Below are 25,354 nucleotides of genomic sequence, written 5' to 3'. Positions count from 1 at the left end.
GGTTTTTCCGGCCCTCTGACCACCGTTCCGCAGGCATGCGGAAAGTGATCCAGAGATAGGATCTGACAAGTTGGATGCTGCCCGGCAAAGACGCTTGGTGTGCGTCGCTCAGCCTCAAGCAGGAGTACGACTGTACACGGGGCCGCGGAGCGGGTGCAAATCGTTTGGGGTTATGGTCTAGACCACCAGACGGCTTGCTCATGCGGAACCGGTACTTCATATGACATACCCTGCTGAACAGTGCGCCGTCCGGTACAGGCAGTGACGGCCCATCTAGATCTCCACCCCTGGGAGGCTTCCCATGACCACCGTGACGTCCCCGCTCGCCGGACGCGCCATCGGACTGGCCGCAGTGCCTGATCCGGTCTTCTCCGGGGCCATGGTCGGCCCGGGTACAGCGATCGACCCTGTCCGTGAGCCCTCCGAGGCCGTATCTCCGGTGGACGGAGTCATCGTTTCCCTTCATCCGCACGCGTTCGTAGTAGTGGACGAGCAGGGCCACGGAGTCCTCACTCACCTCGGCATCGACACCGTGCAGCTCAACGGCGAGGGCTTCGAGCTGCTCGTGAACAAGGGCGACACCGTCACCCGCGGTCAGGCCGTGGTGCGCTGGAACCCGGCCGCCGTCGAGGCCGCCGGAAAGTCGCCGGTGTGCCCGATCGTCGCTCTCGAGGCCACCGCCGAGGCTCTTGCCGATCTCCGTGACGAGGGCGATGTGAAGGCCGGCGACAGCCTCTTCCTCTGGAAGTGACGCCGACGCCGTCCCATGACGGCACGTAGGGACAACCACCGCGGCGGCGGGGCCCGCCGCACTAACGGAGACGGGTGAGATGGAGACAACGCTGCGAGGCGTCGGCGTGAGCCACGGTGTGGCGATCGGCGAGGTTCGGCACATGGGCACGGCGGTCCTGGAACCGCCGGCCAAGCAGATTCCGGCGCAGGACGCGGAGCGTGAACAGGGGCGCGCCCGCAAGGCCGTGGACGCTGTGGCTGCCGACCTGATGGCGCGCGGCAATCTGGCCGGGGGCGAGGCCCAGGCGGTTCTCGAGGCGCAGGCCATGATGGCCCAGGATCCCGAGCTGATGGCGGATGTGGAGCGCCGTATCGCCGTCGGCAGCAGCGCGGAGCGCGCGGTGTACGACGCCTTCGCCGCTTACCGCGAGCTGCTGGCGAATGCCGGTGAGTACCTGGCGGGTCGGGTGGCCGACCTCGACGATGTGCGGAATCGTATCGTCGCCCGTCTGCTCGGGGTGCCGATGCCGGGAGTCCCGGACAGCGATGAGCCCTACGTGCTGGTGGCCCGGGACCTCGCGCCGGCCGACACGGCGCTGCTGGACCCGACCCTGGTGCTCGGTTTCGTCACCGAGGAAGGCGGGCCGACCAGCCACAGCGCGATCCTGGCCCGTGCGCTCGGTGTCCCGGCCGTCGTGGCGCTGCCCGGTGTGGGTGAGCTCGCCGAGGGCACGATGATCGCCGTCGACGGCAGCACCGGCGAGATCTTCGTGAACCCGAGCGAGGAGAAGAAGGAGCAGCTCGAGGCGGCGGCCGCCGAGCGCAAGGCCGCGCTGGCGGCCTCGACCGGGCCGGGTGCCACGGCCGACGGACACAAGGTGCCGCTGCTGGCGAACGTCGGCGGACCGTCGGACGTACCGGCCGCGGTCGAGGCGGGTGCCGAGGGTGTCGGTCTGTTCCGTACCGAGTTCCTCTTCCTCGACGACAGCAAGAACGCTCCGTCGGAGGAGAAGCAGGTCGAGGCCTACCGTCAGGTGCTCGAGGCCTTCCCCGAGGGCCGTGTCGTCGTGCGGGTGCTGGATGCGGGCGCGGACAAGCCGCTGGACTTCCTCACCCCGGCCGACGAGCCGAACCCGGCGCTGGGTGTGCGCGGTCTGCGGACGCTGCTCGACCACCCGGAGATCCTGCGCACCCAGCTGACGGCGCTCGCCAAGGCGGTCGAAGGCCTACCGGTCTACCTCGAGGTCATGGCCCCGATGGTCGCCGACCGTGCCGACGCCAAGGCGTTCGCGGACGCGTGCCGTGCGGCCGGGCTTCAGGCGAAGTTCGGCGCAATGGTGGAGATTCCGTCGGCCGCGCTGCGGGCTCGCTCGATCCTTCAGGAGGTCGAGTTCCTGTCCCTGGGCACCAACGACCTCGCCCAGTACACGTTCGCCGCCGACCGTCAGGTGGGCGCGGTGTCCCGTCTGCAGGACCCGTGGCAGCCGGCGCTGCTGGATCTGGTGGCGCTGTCCGCGGAGGCGGCGAAGGCGGAGGGCAAGAGCTGTGGCGTCTGCGGTGAGGCCGCGTCCGACCCGCTGCTCGCGTGTGTGCTGACCGGTCTGGGTGTCACCTCCCTTTCCATGGGTGCGGCGTCGATTCCTTACGTGCGGGCGACCCTGGCGAAGTACACGCTGGCGCAGTGCGAGCGGGCCGCGGCGGCCGCTCGGGCGACGGACAGCGCCGAGGAGGCGCGCAGCGCGGCGCAGGCCGTGCTGTCCGGCGAGTAGGCGGTCCCCGGACGCTGTCGCCTGGTCGTGTAGGGGCGCTCCACCTTCGGGTGGGGCGCCCCTCCCCCGTTCAGTGGGTGTGTCCGGGAGCCGTCCCCGTCTCTCCCAGGTCCGGTGGGGCGGTGTAGTCGACGTCCGACTCCGGGGAGATGAGATCGCCGGATTCCACGTCGGTGCAGTAGGCGTCGAAGACCTCGCCCGCGGTCAGGGGTTCGAGGCCGTCTCCGCGCAGGCGCCAGCCGTAGATCGTGTCGGTGGTGCCGGGGGTGCTGGTGCGCATGACGAGTCCGCCTGGGCTCTGGGTGGCGATGCCGAGGGCCAGGACGGTGGTGAATTCGAGGGCTTCGGCCTCGTCGAGTTCTGTGGTGCCGTTCGCGTCCTCGTCGGCATGGAGGACGGACACCAGGGGTTCCGGGGTGCCGGAGACGCTGCAGACGAGATGTCGGTGGCCGGGCCGGGCGGTTTCGAGGATGCGGAGCAGCAGCGACGAGGCCCGGGTGAAGGCGGCGCGGCCGATGTCCTCGCCGCAGGTGGCGCAGGCGCCCAGGCGGGCCAGGAGGGTGGAGGCGTACTCCCAGGTGGCCTGGCGGACGGCCTCGTCGATGAGGTCCGGGACGAGGTCGGTCAGGGGCCGGCCGTCGTACGGGAGGCTGGGGCCGGTGGTCGCGAGTTCGGCGGTGAAGCGGGTGCGGGTGGAGGGGATGTCGGGGTCCAGGCCGGTTTCCGCGCAGAAGTCGGCGTACTCCTGGGGGTCGAAGAGGGCCAGTGTGGTGTGGCTGCCCTGGGAGGCGCGTGTTTTGAGGAGGGCCTCGACCTGTTCGAGGTAGGTCGTGTGGTTGTCGAAGGCGAAGCTGCGGTAGCGCCGCATCGCGCGGAAGTCGTGCTCGTCGGTGAGCAGGCCGATGGTGCCGGCGATCTCGCGGCGCAGGACGCGTCGCATGGTCTGGTGGTCGGTGTGCGCCATGTTTTCCCCCTGTGTGTGCACGGTCGATCTGTGCTCACTCACAGTAATCGGCGCCACTGACAATGGCTCTGGCCTCGGGCTTCGCCTGTGCGGGCGGCGTCCGAGGCCAGGTTGCGGGGGCTGTTCCGGAGGGCTCAGGCGCGCTTGCGGGCGAGGTCCTCGTAGAAGTGCAGCAGGTCGAGGTTGTCGATGGAGCCCGAGTTGACGGCCTTGTCCAGGGGGGTGCCCTGGAGGAGGCGTTTGACGGGGACCTCGATGCGCTTGCCGGTGAGGGTGTGCGGGACGCCCGGTACCTCGATGACCTCGTCGGGGATGTGACGCGGGGAGAGCTGTTCCCGGATGGTCTGCTTGATGCGGTCCAGCAGGGCCTCGTCGAGGACGGCTCCGGGGGCGAGGTGGACGAACAGCGGCATCCAGTAGCCGCCGTCGGGCTGCTCGATGCCGACGACGAGGGATTCCTTGATCTCGGGGAGCCGCTCGACGGCTTCGTAGATGTCGGCGGAACCCATGCGGACGCCCTGGCGGTTGAGCGTGGAGTCGGAGCGGCCGTGGATGACGACCGAGCCGCGTGAGGTGACGGTGATCCAGTCTCCGTGGCGCCAGACGCCGGGGTAGGTGTCGAAGTAGCTGCCGTGGTAGCGGCTGCCGTCGGGGTCGTTCCAGAAGTGGATCGGCATGGACGGCATGGGGTTGGTGACGACGAGTTCGCCGACCTCGTCGATGAGGGGCTTGCCGCTCGGGTCCCAGGACTGGAGGTCGGTGCCGAGGCTGGGGGCCTGGAGCTCTCCGATGTGCACGGGGAGGGTGGGCACGGCTCCGGCGAAGCAGGAGCAGACGTCGGTGCCGCCGCTGACGGAGGCGATCCAGAGGTCCTCGCGGACCTCGTCGTGCAGCCAGCGGAAGCCGTCGGGCGGCAGGGGTGAGCCGGTGGTGGCGACGCACTGCACCTTGGAGAGGTCGAAGTCGCGGCCCGGGTGCACGTCCGCCTTGCGGCAGGCCATGACGTACGCAGCGGAGGTGCCGTAGAGGGTGGCGCCGGTGCGTTCGGCGACGCGCCACTGGGCGCCGGTGTCCGGGTAGCCGGGGCTGCCGTCGTAGAGGACGACCGTGGTGCCGGTGAGGAGGCCGGAGACGAGGAAGTTCCACATCATCCAGCCGGTCGAGGTGTACCAGAAGAAGGTGTCCTCGGGGCCGAGGTCGCAGTGCAGGCCGAGTTGCTTCAGGTGCTCGACGAGGATGCCGCCCTGGGACTGGACGATGGCCTTGGGCAGGCCGGTGGTGCCGGAGGAGTAGAGCACCCACAGGGGGTGGTCGAAGGGCACCTGCTCGAAGACGGGCTCGGTGTCGGCGCTGGTGAGGGCGGACCATTCCAGGGCGCCGTCGGGGGCCTCGGTGCCGAGGAGCGGGATGTGGACGACGGCGCGCAGGGTGGGCAGTTCGCGGCGCAGTTCGGCCACGGTGTCACGGCGGTCGTGCTCCTTGCCGCCGTAGCGGTAGCCGTCCACGGTGAACAGGACGACCGGTTCGACCTGCTGGAAGCGGTCGAGGACGCTGCGGGCGCCGAAGTCGGGGGCGCAGGAGGTCCAGACGCCGCCCACGGCGGCCGTGGCGAGGAGGGCGACGACGGCCTGGGGGATGTTCGGGAGGTAGCCGCTGACGCGGTCACCGGGGCGTACGCCGAGCGTGCGCAGTTCGGCGGCGAGGGAGCCGACCTGGCGGCGGAGCTCGGCCCAGGTCACCGGGCTCGGTTCGTGGGTCTCGTCGACGTGGAGGAGAGCGGGTTCGGCTGCCCGGGTGGCGGCGGCGCGCAGGGCGTGCTCGGCGTAGTTCAGGGTCGCCCCGGGGAACCACTGGGCGCCGGGCATCGCGCGGTCGGCGAGCACGCGCGTGGCGGGGGTCGAGAACCGTACGTCGAACCACTCGGTGACCGCTTGCCAGAATGTGTCCAGCTCGTCGACGGACCAGCGGTGCAGTGCCGCGTAGCCGCCTTCGGCCGGTGCTCCGTGGCGTTGCGCCGCCCAGGCCTGGAACTTCGTGACCTGTGCGTCGGCGATGCGTTGCGGATCCGGCTGCCAGAGCGGCTCGGGGTTCTGGGTCGGCATGGGGCGGCTCCCGGACTGTGCGCGTGGTGTGCGTCGTCCGCGCACGAGCGGGGTGTGCGCGTGACGCGGCTGACACGGACGATGCCATGTGATCGACTCCCGCACCAGGGCGCCCGCCACATAGTCGGCGTCGTGAAGATGTGGTCCCGGCACGGGTGAACGGCAGTTGAACGACACACCCGTGCGGGGCCGCCGATGGCAGGCTGAGCAGCATGGACGGTCGTGACCTGGTGCGTTCGGTGAAGGTGGTCGGTTCTGCGGGGGCGGCGCAGGGGTTGCGTACCGTGCGGGCGGCGTGGCGCAGGCGGCGCGCGGACGCCGCCGGGCTGCCGGCCAGGGGGGCCGAGCGGGCGCGTGTGCCCGGTTCCGTGCGGGAGGTGGAGCCCGGCCCCGGAGGTGGGGTTCTCCGGTTCAGCAGGACGATGCTGCGCATCACGGTGACCGTGAACGGTGCCGTCTTCTGGGGTTGGGACGGGGCGGAGGCGGAGCCGTCGTACGCGCTCGCCGGTCGTTGCCCGGAGCCGGATCCCCGGGCCGTGCTGGAGCCGGACAAGGACGGCGGCTGGCGGGTGGTGGCCGAGCGGGTGACGGTCGTGGTGTCGCGGCACGGCGCCGTGGAGGTGCGTACGCCCGGTGGGGTCACCCTGCGCCGGGATCTGCCGCCCCGGTGGTGGGAGCCGGTCGGGGGCGGGCCCGCGCGCTGGATGCAGCGCTCCGAAGTGGCCGCGGACGCGCGTTTCTTCGGGCTCGGCGGGCGGGCGTCGGGGCCCCGGCTGAGGGACGGAACGTACCGCCTGTGGAACACCGACCCCGGTCACGCCTTCGGGCCGGACGCCGATCCGCTGTACCTCACGATGCCGGTGCAGATGGTGGTGGCCGACGCGGCCACTCATCTGGTGTTCCACGACACCTCGTGGGACGGCGCGGTGACGCTGCGGGAGGGCGAGGAGGGGGCGGGTTCCGGACACGACCGGGCGGGGATCTGCGAGGTGCGCATGGAGGGCGGGCCGCTGCGCTGCTGGGTCATGGTGGGCACGCCCGCGCGCGTGCTGCTCACCTGGGCCTCGCTGACCGGGGCGCCGGCGCTGCCGCCCGCCTGGGCGCTGGGGCACCACCACGCGCGGTGGGGCTTCGGCAGTGAGCAGGAGGTGCGGCGGACAGCTTCGGGCTATCTGGAGCGCGGTCTGCCGCTGGACGCGGTGCATCTGGACATCGACCACTACGACGGCCATCAGGTCTTCACCGTCGACCAGGACCGCTTCCCCAAGCTGCCCCAGCTCGCGGAGGAGCTGCGACGGGACGGGATCCGGCTGGTGTCGGTCGTCGACCCGGCGGTCAAGGCCGATGCCGGCAACGACGTCTACGTCGGCGGGGCGGCGGTGGACGCCTTTGTGCGGGACGCCTCCGGCCGTCTCGTCGAGGGGGTCGTCCGGCCCGGGGAGGCGGTGTACCCGGATTTCACGCACGCGCGCGTGCGGCAGTGGTGGGGCGGTCTGTACGAGGAACGGCTGGCGCAGGGGTTCGCGGGTTTCTGGCATGACATGAACGAACCGACGTCGTTCACCGCCTTCGGGGAGTCGACGTTGCCCCGTTCCGCCCGGCATGCCCTGGAGGGCCGCGGTGGTGATCATCGCGAGGGGCACAACGTCTATGCCCTGTGCATGGCCCGGGCGGCGTACGAGGGGCTGCGCGAGCTGGCGCCCCGGGAGCGGCCGTTCGTCTTCTCCCGCTCCGGGTGGGCCGGTCTTCAGCGCTACGGCGGGACCTGGTCGGGTGATGTGGCGACGGGGTGGCCGGGGCTGCGCGTGTCGCTGTCGCTGGTGATGGGGCTCGGGCTGTGCGGGGTGCCGTACTCGGGGCCGGACGTGGGGGGCTTCGACGGCAGTCCGTCGCCCGAGCTGTATCTGCGCTGGTTCCAGCTGGGCGCGTTTCTGCCGCTGTTCCGTACGCACGCGAGTGGGCGGGCGGGGCGCCGGGAGCCGTGGGAGTTCGGTGCGGAGGTGCTGGAGTACGCGCGCGTGGCGCTCGTGCAGCGCAGGCGGCTGCTGCCGTACTTCCTGACGCTGGCGCATCTGGCCCGGCGTACCGGGGCGCCCTATGTGCGGCCGGTCTGGTGGGGCGCTCCGGAGGACCGGGCGCTGCGTGACTGCGAGGACGCCTTCCTGCTGGGGGACTCTCTGCTGGTGGCGCCGGTGCTCGATCCGGGCACGGACCGGCGTGCGGTGCAGCTGCCGCGGGGGCGGTGGTACGACACCATAACCGAGCAGGTGTACGAGGGTCCGGGTCAGGTGCTGGTCGACGCGCCGCTGTCTCGCATCCCGGTGCTCGCGCGCGCGGGTGCCGTCCTGCCGGTGCGGGGCGAGGACGGGGGGCTGGAGCTGGAGGTGTGGGCGCCTGCCCGGGGCAGGACCGGCGGCGGGCTGGTGGTGCCGGACGCGGGCGACGGCTGGGACGAACCGGAGGTCGAGCGGTACGTCGCCCGCTGGGTGGGCCGGCAGGTGGTGGTGGAGCGGGAGGGTGAGGACGGCGTGAGCGAGCCGCCCTACCCGGTGCGGATGCGAGGGCTCGCGCAGGCCTGAACTCAGATGTAGCGGCCCTCGAACCAGGCCCGTACCGCGACCGTGTGCAGGGGGAAGGCGAGTTCTTCGGGGCGGCGCAGGAGGTGCCAGCCCTCCGTTTCGTCCGTCCCGGCGGATGCCGGGAGGTGGTCGGCCGGGCGCTCCGGGAGCAGTCCGAACAGCAGCAGATGGCCGTCGGGCGAGCTCATCGCGTCCACCAGCCGTACGTCCCGGGTGGCGGCGTCGATGCCGGTCTCTTCCTTGAGTTCGCGCACGAGGGCCTGCCGCCAGTCCTCGCGGTCGTCGAGGTAACCGCCGGGCAGTGCGATGCCCCCGCGCGCGGGAGCGACGGTTCGGGTGATGACGACAAGGGCGGTGCCCTTGGTGTCGTACACGGGCTGGAGCGCGACGGCGACCGGGAGCGGGTTGCGGTAGGCCACGGTGCCGCAGACCGGGCAGGTGCGGGGCCAGCCGGTGACGCCCTCTCCATAGGGCGCTCCGCAGCTCGAACAGTGGGAACCGGGCGCGGAGTTGGGGTTGGAGTGTTGAGTTTCGGACACGCGGCGGACTGTATCCGATCACGGAAAGGACGTCTTCCGGGGGCGGGTGCTGCACCGTGGCGGGCGGACCGCTGCCCATTCGCGCGGGCCCGTGACACACTCCTGACGGAGTGTCAGATCGGTTACCGGGGAGGGACTTTGTCGCGTACACGCACACCCGTGGTCGCCGGATGGTTCGCCGGGGACGGAGACGGCTTCCGGCTCCTAGGAACCCGCTGCTCCGCCTGCGCCTCGGTCTTCTTCCCCCGCGAGGACGTCCACTGCCGCAACCCCGGGTGCCCGGGTGGCGATCTGGAGGAGGTCCCGCTGTCCCGGCGGGGCCGCGTCTGGTCGTACACGGACAGCCGGTATCGGCCACCGTCACCCTATGTGACCGATCCGGAACTTCCGTGGGAGCCGTACACGTTGATCGCTGTGGAACTGGCCGCCGAGCGGCTGGTGGTGCTGGGGCAGGCCGTTCCCGGGGTCACCGTCGGTGATCTCGCGGTGGGCATGGAGGTGGAGGTCGTGCCGGGCGTCCTGCACGAGGACGCGGAGGCCGTGTGGACGACCTGGCAGTGGCGGCCGACGAGGGGGCGGTGAGGGCATGGCGCAGGACGTGGCGGTGCTCGGCGTGGGCATGCACCCGTGGGGCAAGTGGGGGCGCGGCTTCGTCGAGTACGGGGCGGTGGCCGCTCGGGCCGCGCTGGCCGACGCGGAGCTGGACTGGCGGGACGTGCGGTCCATCGTCGGCGCGGACACCGTGCGGGGCGGCTATCCGGGATACGTCTCGGGGGCCGCCTTCGCGAAGGCGCTCGGCTGGCAGGGGGCGCGGGTCACCAGCGTCTACGCGGCATGCGCGTCCGGGGCGCAGGCCATCGGGGCCGCGCGGGCGCAGATCCTCGCGGGGCTCGCCGACACCGTGCTGGTGGTGGGGGCCGACGCCGCTCCCAAGGGTTTCTTCCGCCCGGCAGGAGGGGATCGCCCCGACGATCCCGACTGGCTCCGCTTCCAGGTGCTGGGGGCGACGAATCCGACGTACTTCGGGCTGTACGCGCGCCGGCGCATGGCCGTGCACGGGGACACGCCCGAGGACTTCGCGCAGGTCAAGGTGAAGAACTCCGCCATGGGGGCGCTGAATCCGTACGCGCGCTATCGCAAGCGGGTCACGGCGCAGGAGGTGGCCGCCTCCGCGACGGTCGCCGATCCGCTGCGGCTGCTGGACATCTGCGCCACCTCGGACGGCGGGGCCGCGCTGGTGCTGTCCAGCATGGAGTTCGCGCGGCGGCACGGCGTGGCGCATCCGGTGCGGATCCGCGCCGTGTCCACGGTGACGCCGCACTACCCCAGCACCGTGCTCGACCTGCCGGACATCGCGACGGACTCGGCGGTCGCGGTGGAGCCCGCCAGCCAGTCGTTCCGGGCGTCGATCGCGACCGCCGCCTATGAGGAGGCCGGCATCGGGCCCGGCGATCTCTCGCTCGCGGAGGTCTACGACCTGTCCACCGCCCTGGAGTTGCAGTGGTACGAGGACCTGGGGCTGTGCGCCGAGGGGGACGGCGCGAAGCTGCTGCGGGAAGGGGTGACGAGCCCGGGAGGGCGCATACCCGTGAACGCCAGCGGCGGGCTCGCCTCCTTCGGCGAGGCCGTACCCGCTCAGGCCGTGGCCCAAGTGTGTGAGCTGGCATGGCAGTTGCGGGGTTCCGCGGGTGAGCGGCAGATCGCGCACGTGCGCGTGGGCATCTCGGCGAACCAAGGGTTGTTCGGGCACGGCTCGGCGGTGATCGCGGTGCGCTGACCCGGGCGGAGGAGAGGGGGCGCGCACGGGGGCTGCGCACGCTCTGTGACCATCCCGGAATCCTGCGTGAACGTCTCATGAACTGGGCTCGGGTGCGTGCCGGGGGCGCGATTATGCTGCCGTGCACTCCTGGTCGGACACGCTCCGCTTCGCCTTTCAGCCGGTGGTCAATCTGACGACCGGTGGAGTGGCGGGGCTGGAGGTTCTTGCCCGTCCGGAGACCGGCGACATCCTGGCCGAGGCCCGGCGGGACCCCGAACTCGACGGCGGCCTCGCCGTGTCGGCGGTCCGGGCGGCGGCCCGCAAGGAGACCTTGCTGCCGCTGCACATCAACGTCTTCGCGGGCACTCTCGCCGATCTCGGCGGACTGGCCCAACTGGCCGAGGCGGTCCGGGAAGTGGGGCGGATGCCCTGGGAGGTGACCCTCGACATCGTCCCGCCGTACACGCACGTGCCGCAGCAGGCGCTGCTGGAGGCGGTGGCCGGGTTGCGGGAGCAGGGCTTCCGGATCAGTGCGGACGGCGTCGGGGACGGGGACGTACCCCTGCGGCTGCTCGTCGACGTGGCGCCGGATCTGGTGAAGCTCGACGCGTCGCTGCTGGCGCGCTCGGCGGCCGTACGCGCGATGCGGACGCTGTGCGACGAGCTGGGGGCGCTGCTGTGCGTGGAGGGCGTCGAGACCGAGTTGCAGTGCGCGGCGGCGGTGTCGGCCGGCGCGCAGCTGGCGCAGGGTGAGCTGTTCGCGCCACCCGCCCGGCTGCCCGCCGCGGACGTATACGTTCCGCCCCGCCGCCCCGGCGGCGGGGCGACCCCGCCTTCGGGTCCGGCCGTCCGCGAGTTCGTCCGGCCCGCCGCGCTGCTGCCGGCCACCGCGTCGGCCGGCCAGGTGCGCACCCTGCTGACCGGGTCACCCGACGTGTCCGGGGTGCTGCTCGTCGACACGCGCGGCGTGCCCGTGCGCTCGGTGCACCGTTCCCGCTTCCTGCTGTCGATGTCGGGACGCTACGGCCATGCCCTGTACGCGGACCGGCCGGCGTCCAAGCTCGGCGATCCGCCGCGGACGGTCGGCGTCGACGCCACCGCCTGGCAGGTGCTGGACGTCGTGGCGGTGGGCGACCGGGACCGTACGTCCGACGACGTGGCGGTCGTGGACCGGTACGGGCGGTGCGTGGGCGTCGTACGGCTGGCGGACCTCGTGCGGGCGCTGGCCGAATCGCGGGTCGAGGAGGCGGCCGGGCTCAATCCGCTGACCCGGCTGCCCGGATCGGACGTGATCACCGGCGAGGTGGACCGGCGGATCGCGGACGGGCGGACGTACGCTCTGAGCTGGCTCGACGTGGACCACTTCAAACGGGTCAACGACGGGGCGGGATTCGCGGCGGGCGACGAGCTGATCCGCGCCGTGGGGCGGACGTTGCAGCACGCGGCGTCCGGCGGTACGCGCGTGGGACACATCGGCGGCGACGACTTCCTGGTGCTCGCGGATCCGGAAGATCTTGATCCGCTGGCCGCCGCCGTGCTGGACGCCCCCTGGTCGGCGGGCGGGCATCCCGTCACGCTGTCCCTGGCGACGGTCCTGTGCGCGCCCGGCAGCGTCCTGGACCACCGGCAGGCGGCCGCTTGTCTGGCGCCCCTGAAACAGGCCGCGAAGGCCTTGCCGGGGGCGAGTTGGGTCGTGGGCCGCGCGGGGCTGCCGGGCCATGAGATCCGGCGCGGAGCCGGGACCGCCGCCGCGCAGACGCAGGCGCAGTGGGCGGTCGTGGAGCCGGGCAGGGGCTGAGTCCGGGCCTGGCGGTGCCGCGTACGAGCGTACGAAGGTGCCCTCAACCGTTCCCGTCCGCGACCTTGACGCCCTTGGGACACCGGTGAACACTTCCGGTGTCAGTCGACATCGCCGTACATTCACGGCGTACCAGGCACTGCGCCCGTGCGGCGTCCGCCTGATCCAGCCACAACCGGCCCCTGGGGCGATGCGACGACGACGGCACGCTCGTCACGGACGCCGGGCGGGGCGCGGGACTTCCCTGCCTTCGGCTGAAGTCGCCACGGGAAACGCACCCTGCACGGAGGAACGGGGTCGATCACCCCGGGCCAGCGCCTAGGAGCCGCCATGAGCAACGGGGACATCTTCCTCGGTGAGGTCATCGGAACCGCGATCCTGATCCTCTTCGGCGCCGGAGTCGTCGCCGCCGTCGTACTGAAGGACTCCAAGGCGAAGGACGCGGGCTGGGTCGTCATCGCCTTCGGCTGGGGCTTCGGCGTGCTGGCCGGGGCGTACACGGCCGCGCCGCTGTCCGGCGGGCATCTGAACCCGGCGGTGACCTTGGGCATCGCCGTCGACACCGGGGAATGGGACACGGTCCATGTCTACGTCGCCGGCCAGCTGGTCGGGGCGATCCTCGGCGCGGTGCTGTGCTGGCTGGCCTACTTCGCGCAGTTCCAGGCCAACGCGGAGGAGGACACGGCCCAGCCGACCCTCGGCATCTTCGCCACCGCCCCCGCGATCCGCCGGCCCGTGGCGAACCTCGTCACCGAGATCATCGCAACTGTCGGACTGGTGCTGCCCGTCCTGGCGTTCGGGCTGACCGAAGGGCTCGGCCAGTCCGGTACGGCGATCCTGATCGTCTCCTTCCTGGTGGTCGGCATCGGTCTGTCGCTCGGCGGTCCCACCGGATACGCCATCAACCCGGCCCGCGACCTCGGTCCGCGGTTGACGCACGCCGTGCTGCCGATCCCCAACAAGGGCACCTCCGATTGGGGTTACGCGTGGATCCCCGTGGTGGGACCGCTGATCGGCGGGGCGCTGTCCGGGCTCATCTTCAACGCAGCCTTCTGAAGGAACCCACGAAGGGGACGTCATGACGGAGAAGTTCGTCGCCGCTATCGACCAGGGCACCACCTCCAGCCGCTGCATCATCTTCGACCGGAACGGCGCCATCGTCGCCGTCGACCAGCGCGAACACCGCCAGATCTTCCCCAAGCCGGGCTGGGTGGAGCACGACGCCACCGAGATCTGGTCCAAGGTGCAGGCCGTGGTCGCCGGGGCCATCGCCAAGGCGGGGCTGCGCGCCGACCAGCTCAGCGCGCTCGGCATCACCAACCAGCGCGAGACGACCGTGCTCTGGGACCGCGCGACGGGCAAGCCCGTGCACAACGCGATCGTCTGGCAGGACACCCGCACCTCCGCGCTGTGCAGCCAGCTCGGCGGCCCGGACGGGCAGGACCGCTTCCGCGACCGGACGGGCCTGCCGCTGGCCAGCTACTTTTCCGGGCCCAAGGCGGCCTGGCTGCTGGACAACGTGCCCGGGCTCCGGGCACGCGCCGAGCGCGGCGAGATCGCCTTCGGCACCATCGACTCCTGGCTGATCTGGAACCTCACGGGCGGCACGGACGGCGGCCGGCATGTCACCGACGTGACGAACGCAGGCCGCACCATGCTGATGGACCTGGAGACCCTCCAGTGGGACTCCTCGATCCTCTCCGCCATGAACGTCCCCGAGGCGGTCCTGCCGGAGATCCGCTCCTCCGCCGAGGTGTACGGCACCGCCGTCGGCCAGCTCGCCGGCGTGCCGGTCGCCTCCGCGCTCGGCGACCAGCAGGCGGCGGTCTTCGGGCAGGCCTGCTACGACGTGGGCACCGCGAAGAACACGTACGGCACGGGCAGCTTTCTGCTGCTCAACACCGGCAACCGGCCGGTGCCGTCGAAGAACGGTCTGCTGACGACGATGGGCTACAAGATCGGCGGGGAGGCGCCGGTGTACTGCCTGGAGGGGTCGATCGCCATAACGGGCGCGCTGGTCCAATGGTTCCGCGACCAGCTCGGCATCATCCGCTCCGCGGACGAGATCGAGTCGCTGGCGGCGAGCGTCGAGGACAACGGGGGCGCGTACATCGTGCCCGCGTTCTCCGGTCTGTTCGCGCCGTACTGGCGCTCCGACGCGCGCGGGGTGGTCACCGGGCTCACCCGGTACGTCACGAAGGCCCATCTCGCGCGCGCGGTGCTGGAGGCGACGAGCTGGCAGACGCGCGAGGTCGTGGACGCCATGTACCAGGACTCCGGGGTGCAGATCACGACCCTGAAGGTGGACGGCGGCATGACGAAGAACAACCTGCTCATGCAGCATCAGGCGGATGTGCTCGATGTGCCGGTGATCCGGCCCCGGGTGTCCGAGACGACCTGCCTGGGTGCCGCGTACGCGGCCGGGCTCGCGACCGGGGTGTGGAACGACCTCGACGAGCTGAAGGCCCACTGGCAGCGGGACGTCGAGTGGACGCCGTCGATGGACGCGGCGGTGCGGGACCGCGAGTACCGCAACTGGCGCAAAGCCGTGGAGAAGAGCTTCGGCTGGCTGGAGGACGGCGAGGAGTAGACACGCGCGCGTGCGGCCCTCCACGAGCCGCGGCCCGTACCCCGGTCGGCGGGGGTACGGGCCGTGCGCACACGGGATCAGGTGGCGACGGCCTGCCTGCGGTCCGCCGCGTACGCCATGGCGTGCTGGACGACGCCGATGAGGACTTCCTTCACGGACTCCCGGTCACGCGCGTCGCACAGCACGACGGGGACGTCCTCGTCGAGGTCGAGGGCCCGCTTGATGTCGTCGGCCGGGTAACGGGCGGACCCCTCGAAGCAGTTGACGCCGACGAGGAAGGGTATGGAGCGCCGTTCGAAGTAGTCGACGGCGGCGAAGCAGTCCTCCAGGCGGCGCGTGTCGGCCAGCACGACGGCGCCGAGCGCGCCCTCGGAGAGCTCGTCCCACATGAACCAGAACCGCTCCTGGCCGGGCGTCCCGAACAGGTACAGCACGAGGTCCTCGCGCAGGGTGATGCGGCCGAAGTCCATCGCCACCGTGGTGGTGTTCTTGCCCTCCACCCCGCGCGTGTCGTCGATGGGGCGGCCGGCCTCGGTGAGGAACTCCTCGGTGCGCAGCGGCCTGATCTCGCTGACCGCGCCGACCAGGGTGGTCTTGCCCACCCCGAAGCCGCCGGCCACCAGGATCTTGAGCGTGACGGGCTCGACCGGGGGCTTGCCGCGCTCAGAACGCCCGAAGATCATCGTTCTCTTCTCCTGCTTGATGGGTCGGGCGGCGGTGTGCCGGAGCGTCCGCCGCCGGGGGTTTCGATGACGAGTACGTCGCGGAAGCCGCGGGTGGCGATCAGGAGGGTGCGCTCGCCCTCGCGTTCCCGGAGGGCGTCGGTGGCGACCCCGCCTCCCGCGCCGGTCACAGCGCCCGGAGCCCGTTGATCACGTCGCGCAGAATGCTCTCGTCGACCAGTTCCGCCGGGGGAACGGGCCGGTTCACATGGACGAGTTCCCCGTCCACCAGATCGCCGACGAGGACGCGTACCACTCCGATGGGCAGGTCGAGTTCGGCGGCGAGTTCGGCGACCGACTGGGGGGCGTCGCGGCACAGACCGACGATGTCCACGTGCTCCGGGGAAAGGGTCGAATCCGGTTCCGGGTCGTCCGCGCGCGACTCCGCGACGACCACCGCGATGAGGTCGAGGCGGTGCTGGGCCGCACTGGTGGTGCGGCCGCGCGTCATGGCGTACGGACGGACGACCGGTCCCGCCTCGTCGTCGAACCAGTGGCTTCTTCCCTGACCGTCTGCACTCATGTCATCCCACTACCCGCCCGCGGGCAGATCGGTGCGTGGAGCGGTACCCAGATGCACCCCGACCCGCTTGACCAGGAGAGTCATCTCGTAAGCGACCTGCCCGACGTCCGAGTCGGCGTCCGAGAGGACGGCGAGGCAGCTGCCGTCGCCGGCGGCCGTCACGAACAGGAAGGCGTCGTCGAGTTCGACGACCGTCTGCCGTACGCTGCCCGCCTCGAAGTGGCGGCCCACGCCCTTGGCGAGGCTGTGGAAGCCGGAGGCCACGGCGGCCAGGTGCTCGCTGTCCTCCCGGGTCAGGTCCTTGGACGCACCCGTCGGCAGTCCGTCCCCGGAGAGGACGATGGCCTTGCGGATGCTGGCGACGCGGTCCACCAGGTCGTCGAGGAGCCAGTTGAGCTCGCCGGACGCGGTGGTCGCGGTGTGGCCGGTCGCCTTCGGTGCGGTCATCGACCGTCCCCCTTTGTCGTTCCTCGTGGTGCTGTGCCGCTGGGGGCGTCGTCGCCCGCGGCGTTCTCCTCGCGGCCGCGCTGCCAGCCGCGCTGGAGCGAGGCCATGCGGTTGCGTACCTCGTCGGCGTCCCGCTCGGTGGGCTCCGTCGAGCCCTCGGTCGGTCGGGCGGGATCCCGTTTGAGCTGTGGTGCGAGATTGGCCTGGCGGACCCGCCGCGGCAGCGGCCCGGTGCCGGAGCCGGTCTGCTCGGGCACGGGGGCGGGGCGCCGGTCGGGTGCGCCCGGGTTGCTGGACTCGATCTCCGCGCGCCGGGTGCGCCGGGGAAGGGGGGAGGGCGCCCCCGAGGAGTCCCGGCCCGCGGGCGGGCCGGTGCGCTCGCCGACCGGGTCGGAGGCGCCGGGGCCGCGGCGCAGGGGCGCGTCCCCGCGCCGCCGGCTGGGCAGCGGTGCCGGGCCGGCCGGGTCGTGGCGGCCGGCGCCCGTCGGGTGCTCCTCCGCCTCGTCGCGCCGGGTGCGCTGCTCGGTGACGGGGCGCCCGTGCGAGCTGACCAGCTTCGGCGTCCGGCGCCGGGGCAGCCCGACCGCGGCGCCCAGGTCGTCCTCCGCGGCGGCATGGTCCGGGTCGGTGGAATCCGGCGTGGCGTTGCGGGCGGTGGGGTCCTCCGCGCGGGCGAGGTGGGAGCGGCGCGGGCGGAAGAGGCCGCCGCGCTCCCCGTCCTCGTCGTCCAGCCCGTCCGGGAAGTCGCCCAGGGCGTCCAGATCGACGGGCGCCTCCAGCTCGACCGGCCCGTCGAGGAGCTGGGTGGGCAGCCCGGGCAGCTGTACGGGCACCTGGGCGAGGGCGGTCCGGCGGCTCTCCTCCTGCCGGCGGGCCTCCTCCAGCTCGGCCTCCTTGGAGGGGCCGGGCCGGTCCAGCCGGAAGCCGAGACCGTTGGTGTCCGGTACGTCGTCCGTCAGCAGGGCGTCGGGGATGAACACGACGGCAGTGGTGCCGCCGTACGGGGAGGGCTGGAGGGAGACCCGGACGTTCTGCCGCTGAGCGAGCCGGCTGACCACGAAGAGACCGAGCCGGTCGGTGTCGGAGAGCTCGAACTCGGGGGTTTCGGCCAGGCGGAGGTTGGCGTCCAGGAGCGCGTCGGCGGCCATGCCGAGTCCGCGGTCGTGGATCTCCAGGGTGAAGCCGTTGGCGACGCGTTCGCCGAGCACATGGACGGCGGTGTGCGGCGGGGAGAACACCGTGGCGTTCTCCAGGAGTTCGGCCACGAGATGGGTGAGGTCGGCGACCGCCGGGCCGGTGACGGCCACCCGGGGCAACCGGCGGACCTCGATGCGCTCGTAGTCCTCGACCTCGGCGACGGCGGCCCGCACCACGTCCATGAGCTGGACGGGCTTGCGCCACTGCCGGGAGGGGGCGGCGCCGGAGAGGATGACCAGGCCCTCGGCGTGCCGGCGCATGCGGGTGGTCAGGTGGTCGAGGCGGAACAGGTCGGCGAGTTCGTCGGTGTCCTCGGTCCGGCGTTCCATGGTGTCGAGGAGGGTGAGCTGCTTGTGCAGGAGCACCTGGCTGCGGCGGGCGAGGTTGACGAAGACCTCGGAGACGCCGGCGCGCAGTTCGGCCTGCTTGACGGCGGCCTCGACGGCGGCGCGCTGGAGGGTGTTGAGGGCCTGGCCGACCTCGCCGATCTCGTTCTTGTCGTACTCCAGGCGCGGGACCTCGGTCTCCACGTCGACCTGCTCGCCCGTCGACAGGCGGCGCATCACGCTGGGCAGGCGGACACCGGACGCCTCGTGGGCGTCGAGGCGCAGCTGCCGCAGGTCGCGGATGAGGGTGCGGCCGATGCGGACGGACAGGACCAGCGAGACCAGCAGGGCGACGAGACCGAGCACGCCGGCGATGGCGGCCTTGGCGATGACGCCCATCGCGACCGGCCGGACGCGGTCCTGGTAGCGGTCGGCCGCCTGGTCGTTGAGCTCGGCGAGTTCTTCGAGGACATTTCCGGCCGCGGCGTCCCAGCTCTTCGCCGTGACACCGCTGGGCGTGCCGGGACCGGTCGAGACGGCGGATTCCTCGGCGACGCGCAGCGGGGCGCTCGCGGCGTTCTTCCAGAAGCGGGTGAAGCGGTCCCGCTCCCAGGAGGGCAGCAGGGGGAGGTTGACTTCGTAGATCAGGGTGCGCTGGGCGGCGTAGTCGGAGACTTCGCGGAGCTCCTGTCGCGTGAGCCTGCCGACGATCAGCGCGGAGCCGAGGAGGGCGTCCTCACGGGAGAGCAGCTCACGGGCACGCGCCAGGCTGACCAGGGCGCGGTACTCCTTGTCCATCTCCACGTTGTCGACGACGTGGAGGTTGGCGAGCAGGATGTAACAGGGTTCGACCAGGCTGTTGTAGAGGTTCAGGGCGGTGGCCCGGTTGACGGTGCCGTCCTCGACGCTGCGGCGCAGGGAGGCGATGCCGTCGAAGGCGTCCATGACGGCGGTGAGGCGCTCGTCCGTGCCCTGGCCCATCGCGTCGCGCACGTCGGGGTTCTTGGCGTTCCTGCGGATCTCGGCGACGGCTTCGTCGGTGGCGCTGCGGCTGCGCCTCAGGGCGGCGAACCCGTCGGAGGCGCGCGGGTCGGCGAGGTGGACAAGCGTCTGCCGACGTTCCTGCTGCAGGACACGGACCGTGTCCTCGAGGGGATAGCCGATCTCCTCGACGACGGACGACACGTTGAACAGCTGCTGTGCCTCACGACCCGTCAGTACCGTGGCGAAGCCCCAGATCGCGGTGAGGGACACCAGCGGCACGAGAAGCAACGCCACGATCTTCCGGCGGATGGACTTCCCGCGAAAGCGCATGGCCTCCCCCAGCTCGACCCCCACCGGACGGGGGTACACATGTGCGTCAACAAACGGCGCGAGCCTACTACCGACGCACAGGTAACTCGAAGAGCCGTCCGGAAGCTGAACTTCCGTACCGTGGGCGAGAGATGGGGAGTTGTCCGGCCATTGGGGGAGATTGCCTCCCGGATCCGAGTGCCGACCGCCGGGACCGGCCCTGCTCGTCCGCGATGTCAATTGGCTGGAATTTTTCCCTCGTTGGGAATCTTCGGGCGAGGTCGTTCGTCCTTCTTCATGGGAAACGGGGGCAGAATCGGCCACACGAGCCGCATCTCGCCTCCCGGCGGCGTAAAACAGCGCAAGCCGGGCAGCCGTTGGGGAGCCGGGTCTTCGGACACGGAAGCGAGCGGTCTGCTGGCGGTGGGGAGTGACACGGTGATGGGCACGGCTCAGCGGCGCGAGGCGCCTGAGGACGGCGGTGCGGCGACGCGCCTGACGGTACGGGAGGGTCCTGAAGCGCCGGATCTCGACATTCCGGCGGCTCGGAGGGAGATTCCGGCGGGCCCGGAGGTCAAGGCGGTGCCGCCACCGCGGGCCGCCCGCTCCCGGGAGCGGGCGGAGCAGGAGGAGCGCGACGAGGCGCTCGCGGAGGCGCTGTATCGCCCGCTGTGGGTCGAGGAACCGGCGCGACGCCGTCGGCTGCCCGACCCGGTGCGTACGGCGGCGGTGCGGGCGGTGCTGATCATCGCCGTGACGCTGATGCAGGCGGTGGTGGCCTTCCTGTGCACGCTGGCCGGCTCGTGGCTGGCGTTCCCGATGGTGCTCAGCAGCGTGGCCAGCACGGTGGTCGCGACCTGGGCCGCGCTGGACGTCTGGGTGACCCGTCAGGTGTGGAACCAGCGCCACGGCGTGGTGTCGACGCCGGCCAGCACCGCACGGCAGCTGCGGCGGGAGCGGCGCAAGGCACGGCGCCAGGCCCGGTCTACCGAGCGGGGCCAGGGGCGGATACACGGGCGGCGCGGCGCGGGGCAGCTGTCGCACTCCTGACGCCGGGAGCAACACCGGTGCCGGTACCTCACGACCCTTCTGGATGTACTGCTCGGCCCCTACGGAGGACCGGACTGCTTCGGGGCCGCACAGCGCCTACGGCCGGGCCGATGCGGCCGAGTTCAGCGGGCCGACCGAGCGGGTCGCCGGGTGTGCCACACGGACCTGCACCGGCGCGCGGGGGCGATCACGACGCCCCCGCGACCGTCACGGCCGCACCACCGGCTGATCGTCAGCCGCGGGCCGTCGGTACATCCGGGTCGCCGTGATCTCGCTGTGCACCGCGTCCTCCCCCTCGGACTGCTGCGGCAGTCCTGGGCGGAGATGTTCCTCGACGCTGATGTACTTCAGCCCCGCCCTGAGGTCGGCGTCGTTGCGCAGCCGGATGACCAGCGGGAACTCGGCGAGCGCGGTGGTGTCGAACAGGCCGGTGGTGTACAGCAGCTGGACACCGAGGGCGTCGGAGACGGCCCGCTGCAGCTCCAGCAGGTAGGTCGCGTTGGCACGGCCGATGGGGTTGTCCAGGAACAGCGTGCCGGCGTGGCGGTGCTTGTCCCGGCCCCGGTCGTTCGAGCGCAGGGCCGCCATCGTGCAGTACAGCGCGATGGCCGCGGTGAGCAGCTGCCCACCGGAGAACACGTCGCCCATCTGCCCGACGGGCACGCGCTCCGCACGCAGCACCGCGTCCGGCTTGAGGATCTCGACGGCGACCCCCTTGGGCTGGAGGGCGGCGCCGACTCCGCGCAGCAGCAGGGACATTCCGTCCCGCCGCAGATCGGAGTTCTTCTTCACCGCCGCGCGCGTGGCCTCGTCGATGACCTCGCCGAGCCGCTCGGTGAGCGTGGCCTGGTCGGGTTCCTCGAACCGGATCCGCAGGAACTCCTGCCCCGACCACTCGCCGAGGCCCTCGGGCAGCCGGGACAGCCGCTGCGCGGACCGGAGCGTGGCGAGCGCCGACTCCACCAGCCCTCGCAGCCGGTCCACGATCGAGTCGCGGTTGCGCTCCAGCTGCGCCAGTTCGTCGGTGAGGACCCGCAGCCGGGGCGCGAAGGCGTCCGCCCACTTCTGGGCGTGCTCGGGCAGCGCGGCGGCGGGCAGCTCCCGGATCTGCTGCCGCGCGGGGGTGCGTACCTGCTCGTACCGGGTGGAGTTGGCGTGCCGCACGAGCACATCGCTCGCCTCACGGACGGCCGCCTCGGCGGCGGACAGGTCGGCGGCGCAGCCGCGCAGCGACCGGCGGGCCTCGGCGGCGGACTGCCGGGCCTCGTCCGGGCTGCCCGGATAGGGCTCGCTCTCCTCCTGATCCACCTCCGGGGCGTGCTCGCGCAGCAGATCGCGGAGCATCGCGGCCAGCTCGTCGAAGCCGCCGGCGGCGTCCTCGGCGGCGCGGTGGGCCTCCAGCAGCTCGGCGTGCGCCTCCCGGGCCTGCCCCAACGCCTCGGCGCGCGAGGCCAGTTCGGCGGTCGCCGTGCGCAGCAGCGCCTGGGCGTGCTCGGCATCGCGCGGCTGGAGCTCCTCGGACAGCTCGGCGTGCGCCTCGCCGTCCTCGGGCGCATGCCGCTCGGCCTCGCCGCGCAGCCGCCCGAGCTGCTCGCTCGCCGTCGACATCCGGGTCTCCAGGAGCTGCACCAGTTCGTCCGCGCGGGCGACGGCCGCCTGCCGGGACGGCCCGTCGGAGCCGTCGGGGGACTGCAGCAACTGCTCCGCGCGGGTGCGGACCTTGTTGCTCAGCCGGTCCAGGTCCGCGCGCGCCGCGCTCTCGTCGCTCTCCGCACGCGCCTGCTCGGCCCGCAGATCGGCGCCGACGCCGACCTTCTCGTACACCTGCGAGGCGGCCCGGTAGGCCTCGCGCAGGGCGGGCAGCGACGCCTCGGGCGCCTCGGCGCCGGTCTCCGGTACGTCGTCGGGGGCGCCCGCGATCTCGGCACGCTCGGCGCGCAGGGCCCGCGCGGTGCGGCGGGCGTCGTCGGCGGCGCGCTGGGCGGCCCGCCGGTCCTCGTCGGCGGCGCGGGCGCGCTCCAGGCAGGCCTGGGCGCGGGACTCCGACTCGGCGGCCTCGTCGGCGAGTTCACGCAGCTTGGCCTGCCAGCCGGCCCGCTCGCGCAGCCGGAAGGCGAGTCCGGCGAGGGCATCGGCGGCGCGCCGGGCCTTCTGCGCGGCCTCCTGCCGCTCGTCGCGGACCTGGGCGGCCTCCGCGGCGGCCTCGTCGGCCTCCGCTCGCACGGCCCGCGCCTCGGCGAGTTCGGCCTCGGACTCCTCGGCGAACGCGCGCGTCTGCCGCGCGGCCTCGGCCAGCTCGACGAGCCGTCCGGCCGGGCAGCCGGTGCGCCAGGAGGCGAGCCGCGCGGCGAGCTCCCGGTCCTTGCCGAGCCGGGCGGCGAGGGCGCGGATCTCCTCGTCCCGCTCGGCCGCCCGCGCGCGCAGCGCCTGCCGCTCCTCGTCGGCGGCGTGCTCGTCGTGCATGGCCGGGTTCGGCGGTACGAGGAAGACGTCGCCGGGGTGCGCGTCGGTGCCCGGAGTGGGGGCGAGGAGGGCGGCGGCGGTGCCGACGGCCACCGCGGACCGCGGCAGCAGGGCCGCTTCGCCCAGCACCTCGCGGGCACGCGCGTGCGTGGCGGGGTCGGTGATGATGACGCCGTCGACCAGCTCGGGCCGGGCCGCCAGCACGCGCGCGTGGTCGGCGGGGTCGACGGCCTGGGCGAGGTAGCGCCAGCCGGGCAGGGCGGGGATGCCGTGCTCACCTAGGTACTCCACGGTGGCCAGCACGTCGGGGCCCGGCGGCAGCAGCCCGCCGTCGCCGAGGGCGCCGAGGATGCGGGAGTCGTCGGCCGCGGCCGTCCGCAGCTCGAAGAGGTGCCGTTCGGCGGAGGAGACGGCGTCGTCGAGGAGTTCCCGCAGTTCGTCGGCGAAGCGGTCGAGCTCCTCGGGTGTGAGCGTGCCGTCGGGGCCGACGGGCTGTCCGGCGCCGGTGGCGGCCGTCCGGGCGCGCGGGGTGGCGCCGGCGGCGGCATGCGGGCCGTTGCCGCCGACCGCCGCTGCGGGCGTCCCGCCGGACACGGCGTCCCTCCCGGCCCGGGGGCCGGGCACGCCCGCCCGCGCCTCGCCGAGGGGGCCCGGCAGGCTCAGGAGCTCGGCCAGCCGCTCCTCGGCCGCCAGGGCCTGCGCGAGCCGCTGCTCCGCCTCGTAGGACCGCTGGGCGGCCGTCGCCGCGTCGGCCGCGCGGGCGGCGGTCAGTTCGGCGCGGGATTCCGTGGCGGCCGCCTCGCGCGCGTGCTCCGCCGCCCGCCGGGAGGCATCCCGCGCGGAGTCCCAGGCGGCGACCGCGCTCTTCTCGGCGTCGCTCGCGGCCAGGGCCGCGCGGGCCGGGTCGGCGTCGGGGGCGCTGTCGTCGAGCCAGCCGGCGCGCACGGCCTCGGCGGTCTCCTGCTCGACCTCGGACAGGCGCTGCTTGAGGTGGCCGATCTCGCTGCGGGCGCGCTGGGCCTCGGTGGCGGCGGAGGTGGCGTCCCGGTGGGCGGCCTCCCCGACCTCCTGGAGCGCGGCGGACCGCTCCTCCCCCTCGTTGGCGAGGGACTCGGCGCTCTCCGCGGCCGCGTGCAGGGCCCGTACGAGATCGACGGCCGCCTTCGCGCGGGCGGCGAGGGCGGGGGCGGCGTCCCGCTCGGCCTCCTGGATCGCGGCAGCCACGCGCGCGACCCGGTCGGCGGCGGCGCGGTGCCGCAGCACGGCCTCGGCGGCCTGCCAGGCGGAGTGCAGGGTGCGGGCCTCGGCGAGCTCGCGCTTCTGCGCGGCCGCGGACTTCTCGGCGGCGGCGAGGGCCAGCGAGGCGTGCCGGTAGGCGAGTTCGGCGGCGATCGAGGCGCTGCGCTCCCGCCCCGCCTCGGCATGGGTGACGGCGTACGCGGCGGCGGTGACCCGCTGGGCGAGGTCGGCCGCCCGCACCCGCTCCTGGGCCCCGCGCGCGGACAGCCGCCGTGCCAGGGTCCGGGTCCGCCGCTCGGCCCCGGTGTGGATGTCCCGCGCGCGGGAGCGCGCCTCGGCCGCCTCCACGATCCGCCCGAGCAGATCGACGGACCCGGCGGTGAAGTCCCGCTCGGCGATCAGCTCGGCGCGCCGCCCGAGCTTGTTGCCGAACCCGCTGACCAGGTCGGCGAGCCCGTCGGTGTCCCGGGTGTCGGTCACCGCGCGCAGCAGCAGGTCGGTGAAGTCGGAGTCCTTCTTCACCGCGAACAGGCCGGCGGCCTCGCCCTCGTCGGCGTTCATCTCCCGCTGGTAGCGGAAGAGTTCGGGGTCCAGACCGAGGTCGCCGAGGTGCTCGATCCACCGGTCGTGGATCTCCTCCCAGTGCACCTCCAGATGCGGGTACGCCTTGCCCGCCTCGGTGAGGGCGTCCCGGAAGCCCTTCATGGTGCGGCGCCGGCCCCGCGCTCCGGAGACACCCTCGGCGGACGGGCGTACGGCGGTGGACTCGGCGACCGGCAGGTTGTCCAGCGCGAGCCCGGGCCCGGGCCGGAAGGAGTACCAGGCCTCGGCGAACTTCCGCGGGTCGTTGGAGACCTGCCGCCCGCGCCACTCGCTCACCTTGCCGACCACCACGCACTCGCCGGTCAGCGTGTGCTGCCATTCCAGGGCGACGTGTCCGCAGTCGTCGGCGAGCAGGAACTTGCGCAGCACACCGGAGCTGGCGCCGCCGAGGGTGTTGCGGTGGCCCGGCAGCATCACCGAGAAGATCAGCTTGAGCAGCACCGACTTGCCGCCGCCGTTCTCCAGGAACAGCACGCCGGCGGGCGCGGGCCGGCGCGGCGGGCCGACGGGCTCCTCCGCGAAGAACTCCGCCTGCGCGGGCGCGGGGTCGGGCACGGGCTCGCCCACGCCCCGCAGGTCCAGCACGGTGTCGGCGTAGCGCGCACCGGCGGGACCGATGGAGTAGAGGCGGATGCGGGACAGCTCGTACATGGCGGACT

General features: G+C 72.8%; 18 protein-coding genes. 9 read left to right on the top strand and 9 right to left on the bottom strand.

The features are described 5' to 3' along the window. The first annotated feature begins 301 nt into the window (after positions 1-301). Together M8H82_RS23155 and ptsP are read left to right on the top strand one after the other, a co-directional pair. Positions 302-751 (top strand): PTS glucose transporter subunit IIA, encoded by a 450-nt coding sequence (locus M8H82_RS23155; RefSeq protein WP_250076845.1) that lies wholly within the window; start codon positions 302-304, stop codon positions 749-751. Positions 752-830: 79 nt separating this feature from the next. Further along, positions 831-2,501, top strand: a complete 1,671-nt coding sequence (ptsP, locus tag M8H82_RS23150) for a phosphoenolpyruvate--protein phosphotransferase (protein WP_250076844.1) — start codon at positions 831-833, stop codon at positions 2,499-2,501. 70 nt (positions 2,502-2,571) lie between these two features. On the opposite strand, the gene M8H82_RS23145 is transcribed toward ptsP, so the two are convergent. Then, positions 2,572-3,465, bottom strand: coding sequence for a hypothetical protein (locus tag M8H82_RS23145; protein WP_250076843.1), 894 nt, complete (start codon positions 3,463-3,465; stop codon positions 2,572-2,574). 134 nt (positions 3,466-3,599) lie between these two features. Beyond that, the gene (locus tag M8H82_RS23140; protein ID WP_250076842.1) at positions 3,600-5,567 is read right to left on the bottom strand and encodes an acetoacetate--CoA ligase; all 1,968 of its coding nucleotides are present in this window, start codon (positions 5,565-5,567) and stop codon (positions 3,600-3,602) included. A 212-nt stretch (positions 5,568-5,779) separates the two neighbouring features. Between M8H82_RS23140 and M8H82_RS23135 the strand changes: the two genes are divergently transcribed. Next, positions 5,780-8,146 (top strand): TIM-barrel domain-containing protein, encoded by a 2,367-nt coding sequence (locus M8H82_RS23135; protein WP_250076841.1) that lies wholly within the window; start codon positions 5,780-5,782, stop codon positions 8,144-8,146. A gap of 2 nt (positions 8,147-8,148) precedes the next feature. Here the strand turns inward: M8H82_RS23135 and M8H82_RS23130 are convergent, their stop codons facing one another. Continuing rightward, positions 8,149-8,685: an NUDIX domain-containing protein gene (locus M8H82_RS23130; protein WP_250076840.1), complete on the bottom strand. Its 537-nt coding sequence runs from the start codon at positions 8,683-8,685 to the stop codon at positions 8,149-8,151. Between the two features lie 159 nt (positions 8,686-8,844). Between M8H82_RS23130 and M8H82_RS23125 the strand changes: the two genes are divergently transcribed. The 5 genes from M8H82_RS23125 (at position 8,845) to glpK (ending at position 14,832) form a co-directional block, all read left to right on the top strand. After that, positions 8,845-9,267 (top strand): Zn-ribbon domain-containing OB-fold protein, encoded by a 423-nt coding sequence (locus M8H82_RS23125; protein ID WP_250076839.1) that lies wholly within the window; start codon positions 8,845-8,847, stop codon positions 9,265-9,267. Positions 9,268-9,271: 4 nt separating this feature from the next. Further along, positions 9,272-10,462, top strand: a complete 1,191-nt coding sequence (locus tag M8H82_RS23120) for a lipid-transfer protein (RefSeq protein WP_250076838.1) — start codon at positions 9,272-9,274, stop codon at positions 10,460-10,462. A gap of 121 nt (positions 10,463-10,583) precedes the next feature. Beyond that, entirely contained in the window at positions 10,584-12,242 is a 1,659-nt protein-coding gene (locus tag M8H82_RS23115; protein WP_250076837.1) for a GGDEF domain-containing protein, read from the top strand. A gap of 330 nt (positions 12,243-12,572) precedes the next feature. Continuing rightward, positions 12,573-13,298: an MIP/aquaporin family protein gene (locus M8H82_RS23110; protein ID WP_250076836.1), complete on the top strand. Its 726-nt coding sequence runs from the start codon at positions 12,573-12,575 to the stop codon at positions 13,296-13,298. A gap of 22 nt (positions 13,299-13,320) precedes the next feature. Continuing rightward, entirely contained in the window at positions 13,321-14,832 is a 1,512-nt protein-coding gene (gene glpK, locus M8H82_RS23105) for a glycerol kinase GlpK (RefSeq protein ID WP_250076835.1), read from the top strand. 77 nt (positions 14,833-14,909) lie between these two features. On the opposite strand, the gene M8H82_RS23100 is transcribed toward glpK, so the two are convergent. The 5 genes from M8H82_RS23100 to M8H82_RS23080 are packed head-to-tail and all read right to left on the bottom strand — an operon-like array spanning position 14,910 to position 19,361. Next, positions 14,910-15,515 (bottom strand): ATP/GTP-binding protein, encoded by a 606-nt coding sequence (locus M8H82_RS23100; protein WP_250076834.1) that lies wholly within the window; start codon positions 15,513-15,515, stop codon positions 14,910-14,912. Beyond that, positions 15,512-15,685, bottom strand: a complete 174-nt coding sequence (locus M8H82_RS23095) for a hypothetical protein (RefSeq protein ID WP_250076833.1) — start codon at positions 15,683-15,685, stop codon at positions 15,512-15,514. The genes M8H82_RS23100 and M8H82_RS23095 overlap by 4 nt, the downstream gene beginning before the upstream one ends. Beyond that, complete coding sequence (locus tag M8H82_RS23090; RefSeq protein ID WP_250076832.1) at positions 15,682-16,077, bottom strand: DUF742 domain-containing protein; 396 nt, start codon at positions 16,075-16,077, stop codon at positions 15,682-15,684. Before M8H82_RS23090 ends, M8H82_RS23095 begins: the two co-directional genes overlap by 4 nt. A 9-nt stretch (positions 16,078-16,086) precedes the next feature. Further along, a complete protein-coding gene (locus M8H82_RS23085) occupies positions 16,087-16,524 on the bottom strand; it encodes a roadblock/LC7 domain-containing protein (RefSeq protein ID WP_250076831.1) in 438 nt (145 codons plus the stop codon). After that, positions 16,521-19,361 (bottom strand): nitrate- and nitrite sensing domain-containing protein, encoded by a 2,841-nt coding sequence (locus M8H82_RS23080; RefSeq protein ID WP_250076830.1) that lies wholly within the window; start codon positions 19,359-19,361, stop codon positions 16,521-16,523. Before M8H82_RS23080 ends, M8H82_RS23085 begins: the two co-directional genes overlap by 4 nt. 420 nt (positions 19,362-19,781) lie before the next feature. Between M8H82_RS23080 and M8H82_RS23075 the strand changes: the two genes are divergently transcribed. Then, on the top strand, positions 19,782-20,390 hold the full coding sequence (locus M8H82_RS23075) for a hypothetical protein (protein WP_250076829.1): 609 nt from the start codon (positions 19,782-19,784) through the stop codon (positions 20,388-20,390). 207 nt (positions 20,391-20,597) lie between these two features. Here the strand turns inward: M8H82_RS23075 and M8H82_RS23070 are convergent, their stop codons facing one another. Then, positions 20,598-25,346, bottom strand: a complete 4,749-nt coding sequence (locus tag M8H82_RS23070; protein WP_250076828.1) for a hypothetical protein — start codon at positions 25,344-25,346, stop codon at positions 20,598-20,600. Between the last annotated feature and the right edge of the window lie 8 nt (positions 25,347-25,354).

The organism is Streptomyces sp. YS415 (assembly GCF_023544665.1).
GTDB lineage: Bacteria > Actinomycetota > Actinomycetes > Streptomycetales > Streptomycetaceae > Streptomyces.
The sequence above is the reverse complement of the archived record's forward strand: the minus strand, read 5'-3'. Positions and strand labels throughout refer to the sequence as shown.

Coding starts and splice junctions, on each gene's coding strand:
- M8H82_RS23155 (WP_250076845.1), top strand. CDS start 302: ATGACCACCGTGACGTCCCCGCTCGCCGGACGCGCCATCGGACTGGCC.
- ptsP (WP_250076844.1), top strand. CDS start 831: ATGGAGACAACGCTGCGAGGCGTCGGCGTGAGCCACGGTGTGGCGATC.
- M8H82_RS23075 (WP_250076829.1), top strand. CDS start 19,782: ATGGGCACGGCTCAGCGGCGCGAGGCGCCTGAGGACGGCGGTGCGGCG.
- M8H82_RS23135 (WP_250076841.1), top strand. CDS start 5,780: ATGGACGGTCGTGACCTGGTGCGTTCGGTGAAGGTGGTCGGTTCTGCG.
- M8H82_RS23070 (WP_250076828.1), bottom strand. CDS start 25,346: ATGTACGAGCTGTCCCGCATCCGCCTCTACTCCATCGGTCCCGCCGGT.
- M8H82_RS23090 (WP_250076832.1), bottom strand. CDS start 16,077: ATGAGTGCAGACGGTCAGGGAAGAAGCCACTGGTTCGACGACGAGGCG.
- glpK (WP_250076835.1), top strand. CDS start 13,321: ATGACGGAGAAGTTCGTCGCCGCTATCGACCAGGGCACCACCTCCAGC.
- M8H82_RS23080 (WP_250076830.1), bottom strand. CDS start 19,361: ATGCGCTTTCGCGGGAAGTCCATCCGCCGGAAGATCGTGGCGTTGCTT.
- M8H82_RS23120 (WP_250076838.1), top strand. CDS start 9,272: ATGGCGCAGGACGTGGCGGTGCTCGGCGTGGGCATGCACCCGTGGGGC.
- M8H82_RS23100 (WP_250076834.1), bottom strand. CDS start 15,515: ATGATCTTCGGGCGTTCTGAGCGCGGCAAGCCCCCGGTCGAGCCCGTC.
- M8H82_RS23110 (WP_250076836.1), top strand. CDS start 12,573: ATGAGCAACGGGGACATCTTCCTCGGTGAGGTCATCGGAACCGCGATC.
- M8H82_RS23140 (WP_250076842.1), bottom strand. CDS start 5,567: ATGCCGACCCAGAACCCCGAGCCGCTCTGGCAGCCGGATCCGCAACGC.
- M8H82_RS23145 (WP_250076843.1), bottom strand. CDS start 3,465: ATGGCGCACACCGACCACCAGACCATGCGACGCGTCCTGCGCCGCGAG.
- M8H82_RS23085 (WP_250076831.1), bottom strand. CDS start 16,524: ATGACCGCACCGAAGGCGACCGGCCACACCGCGACCACCGCGTCCGGC.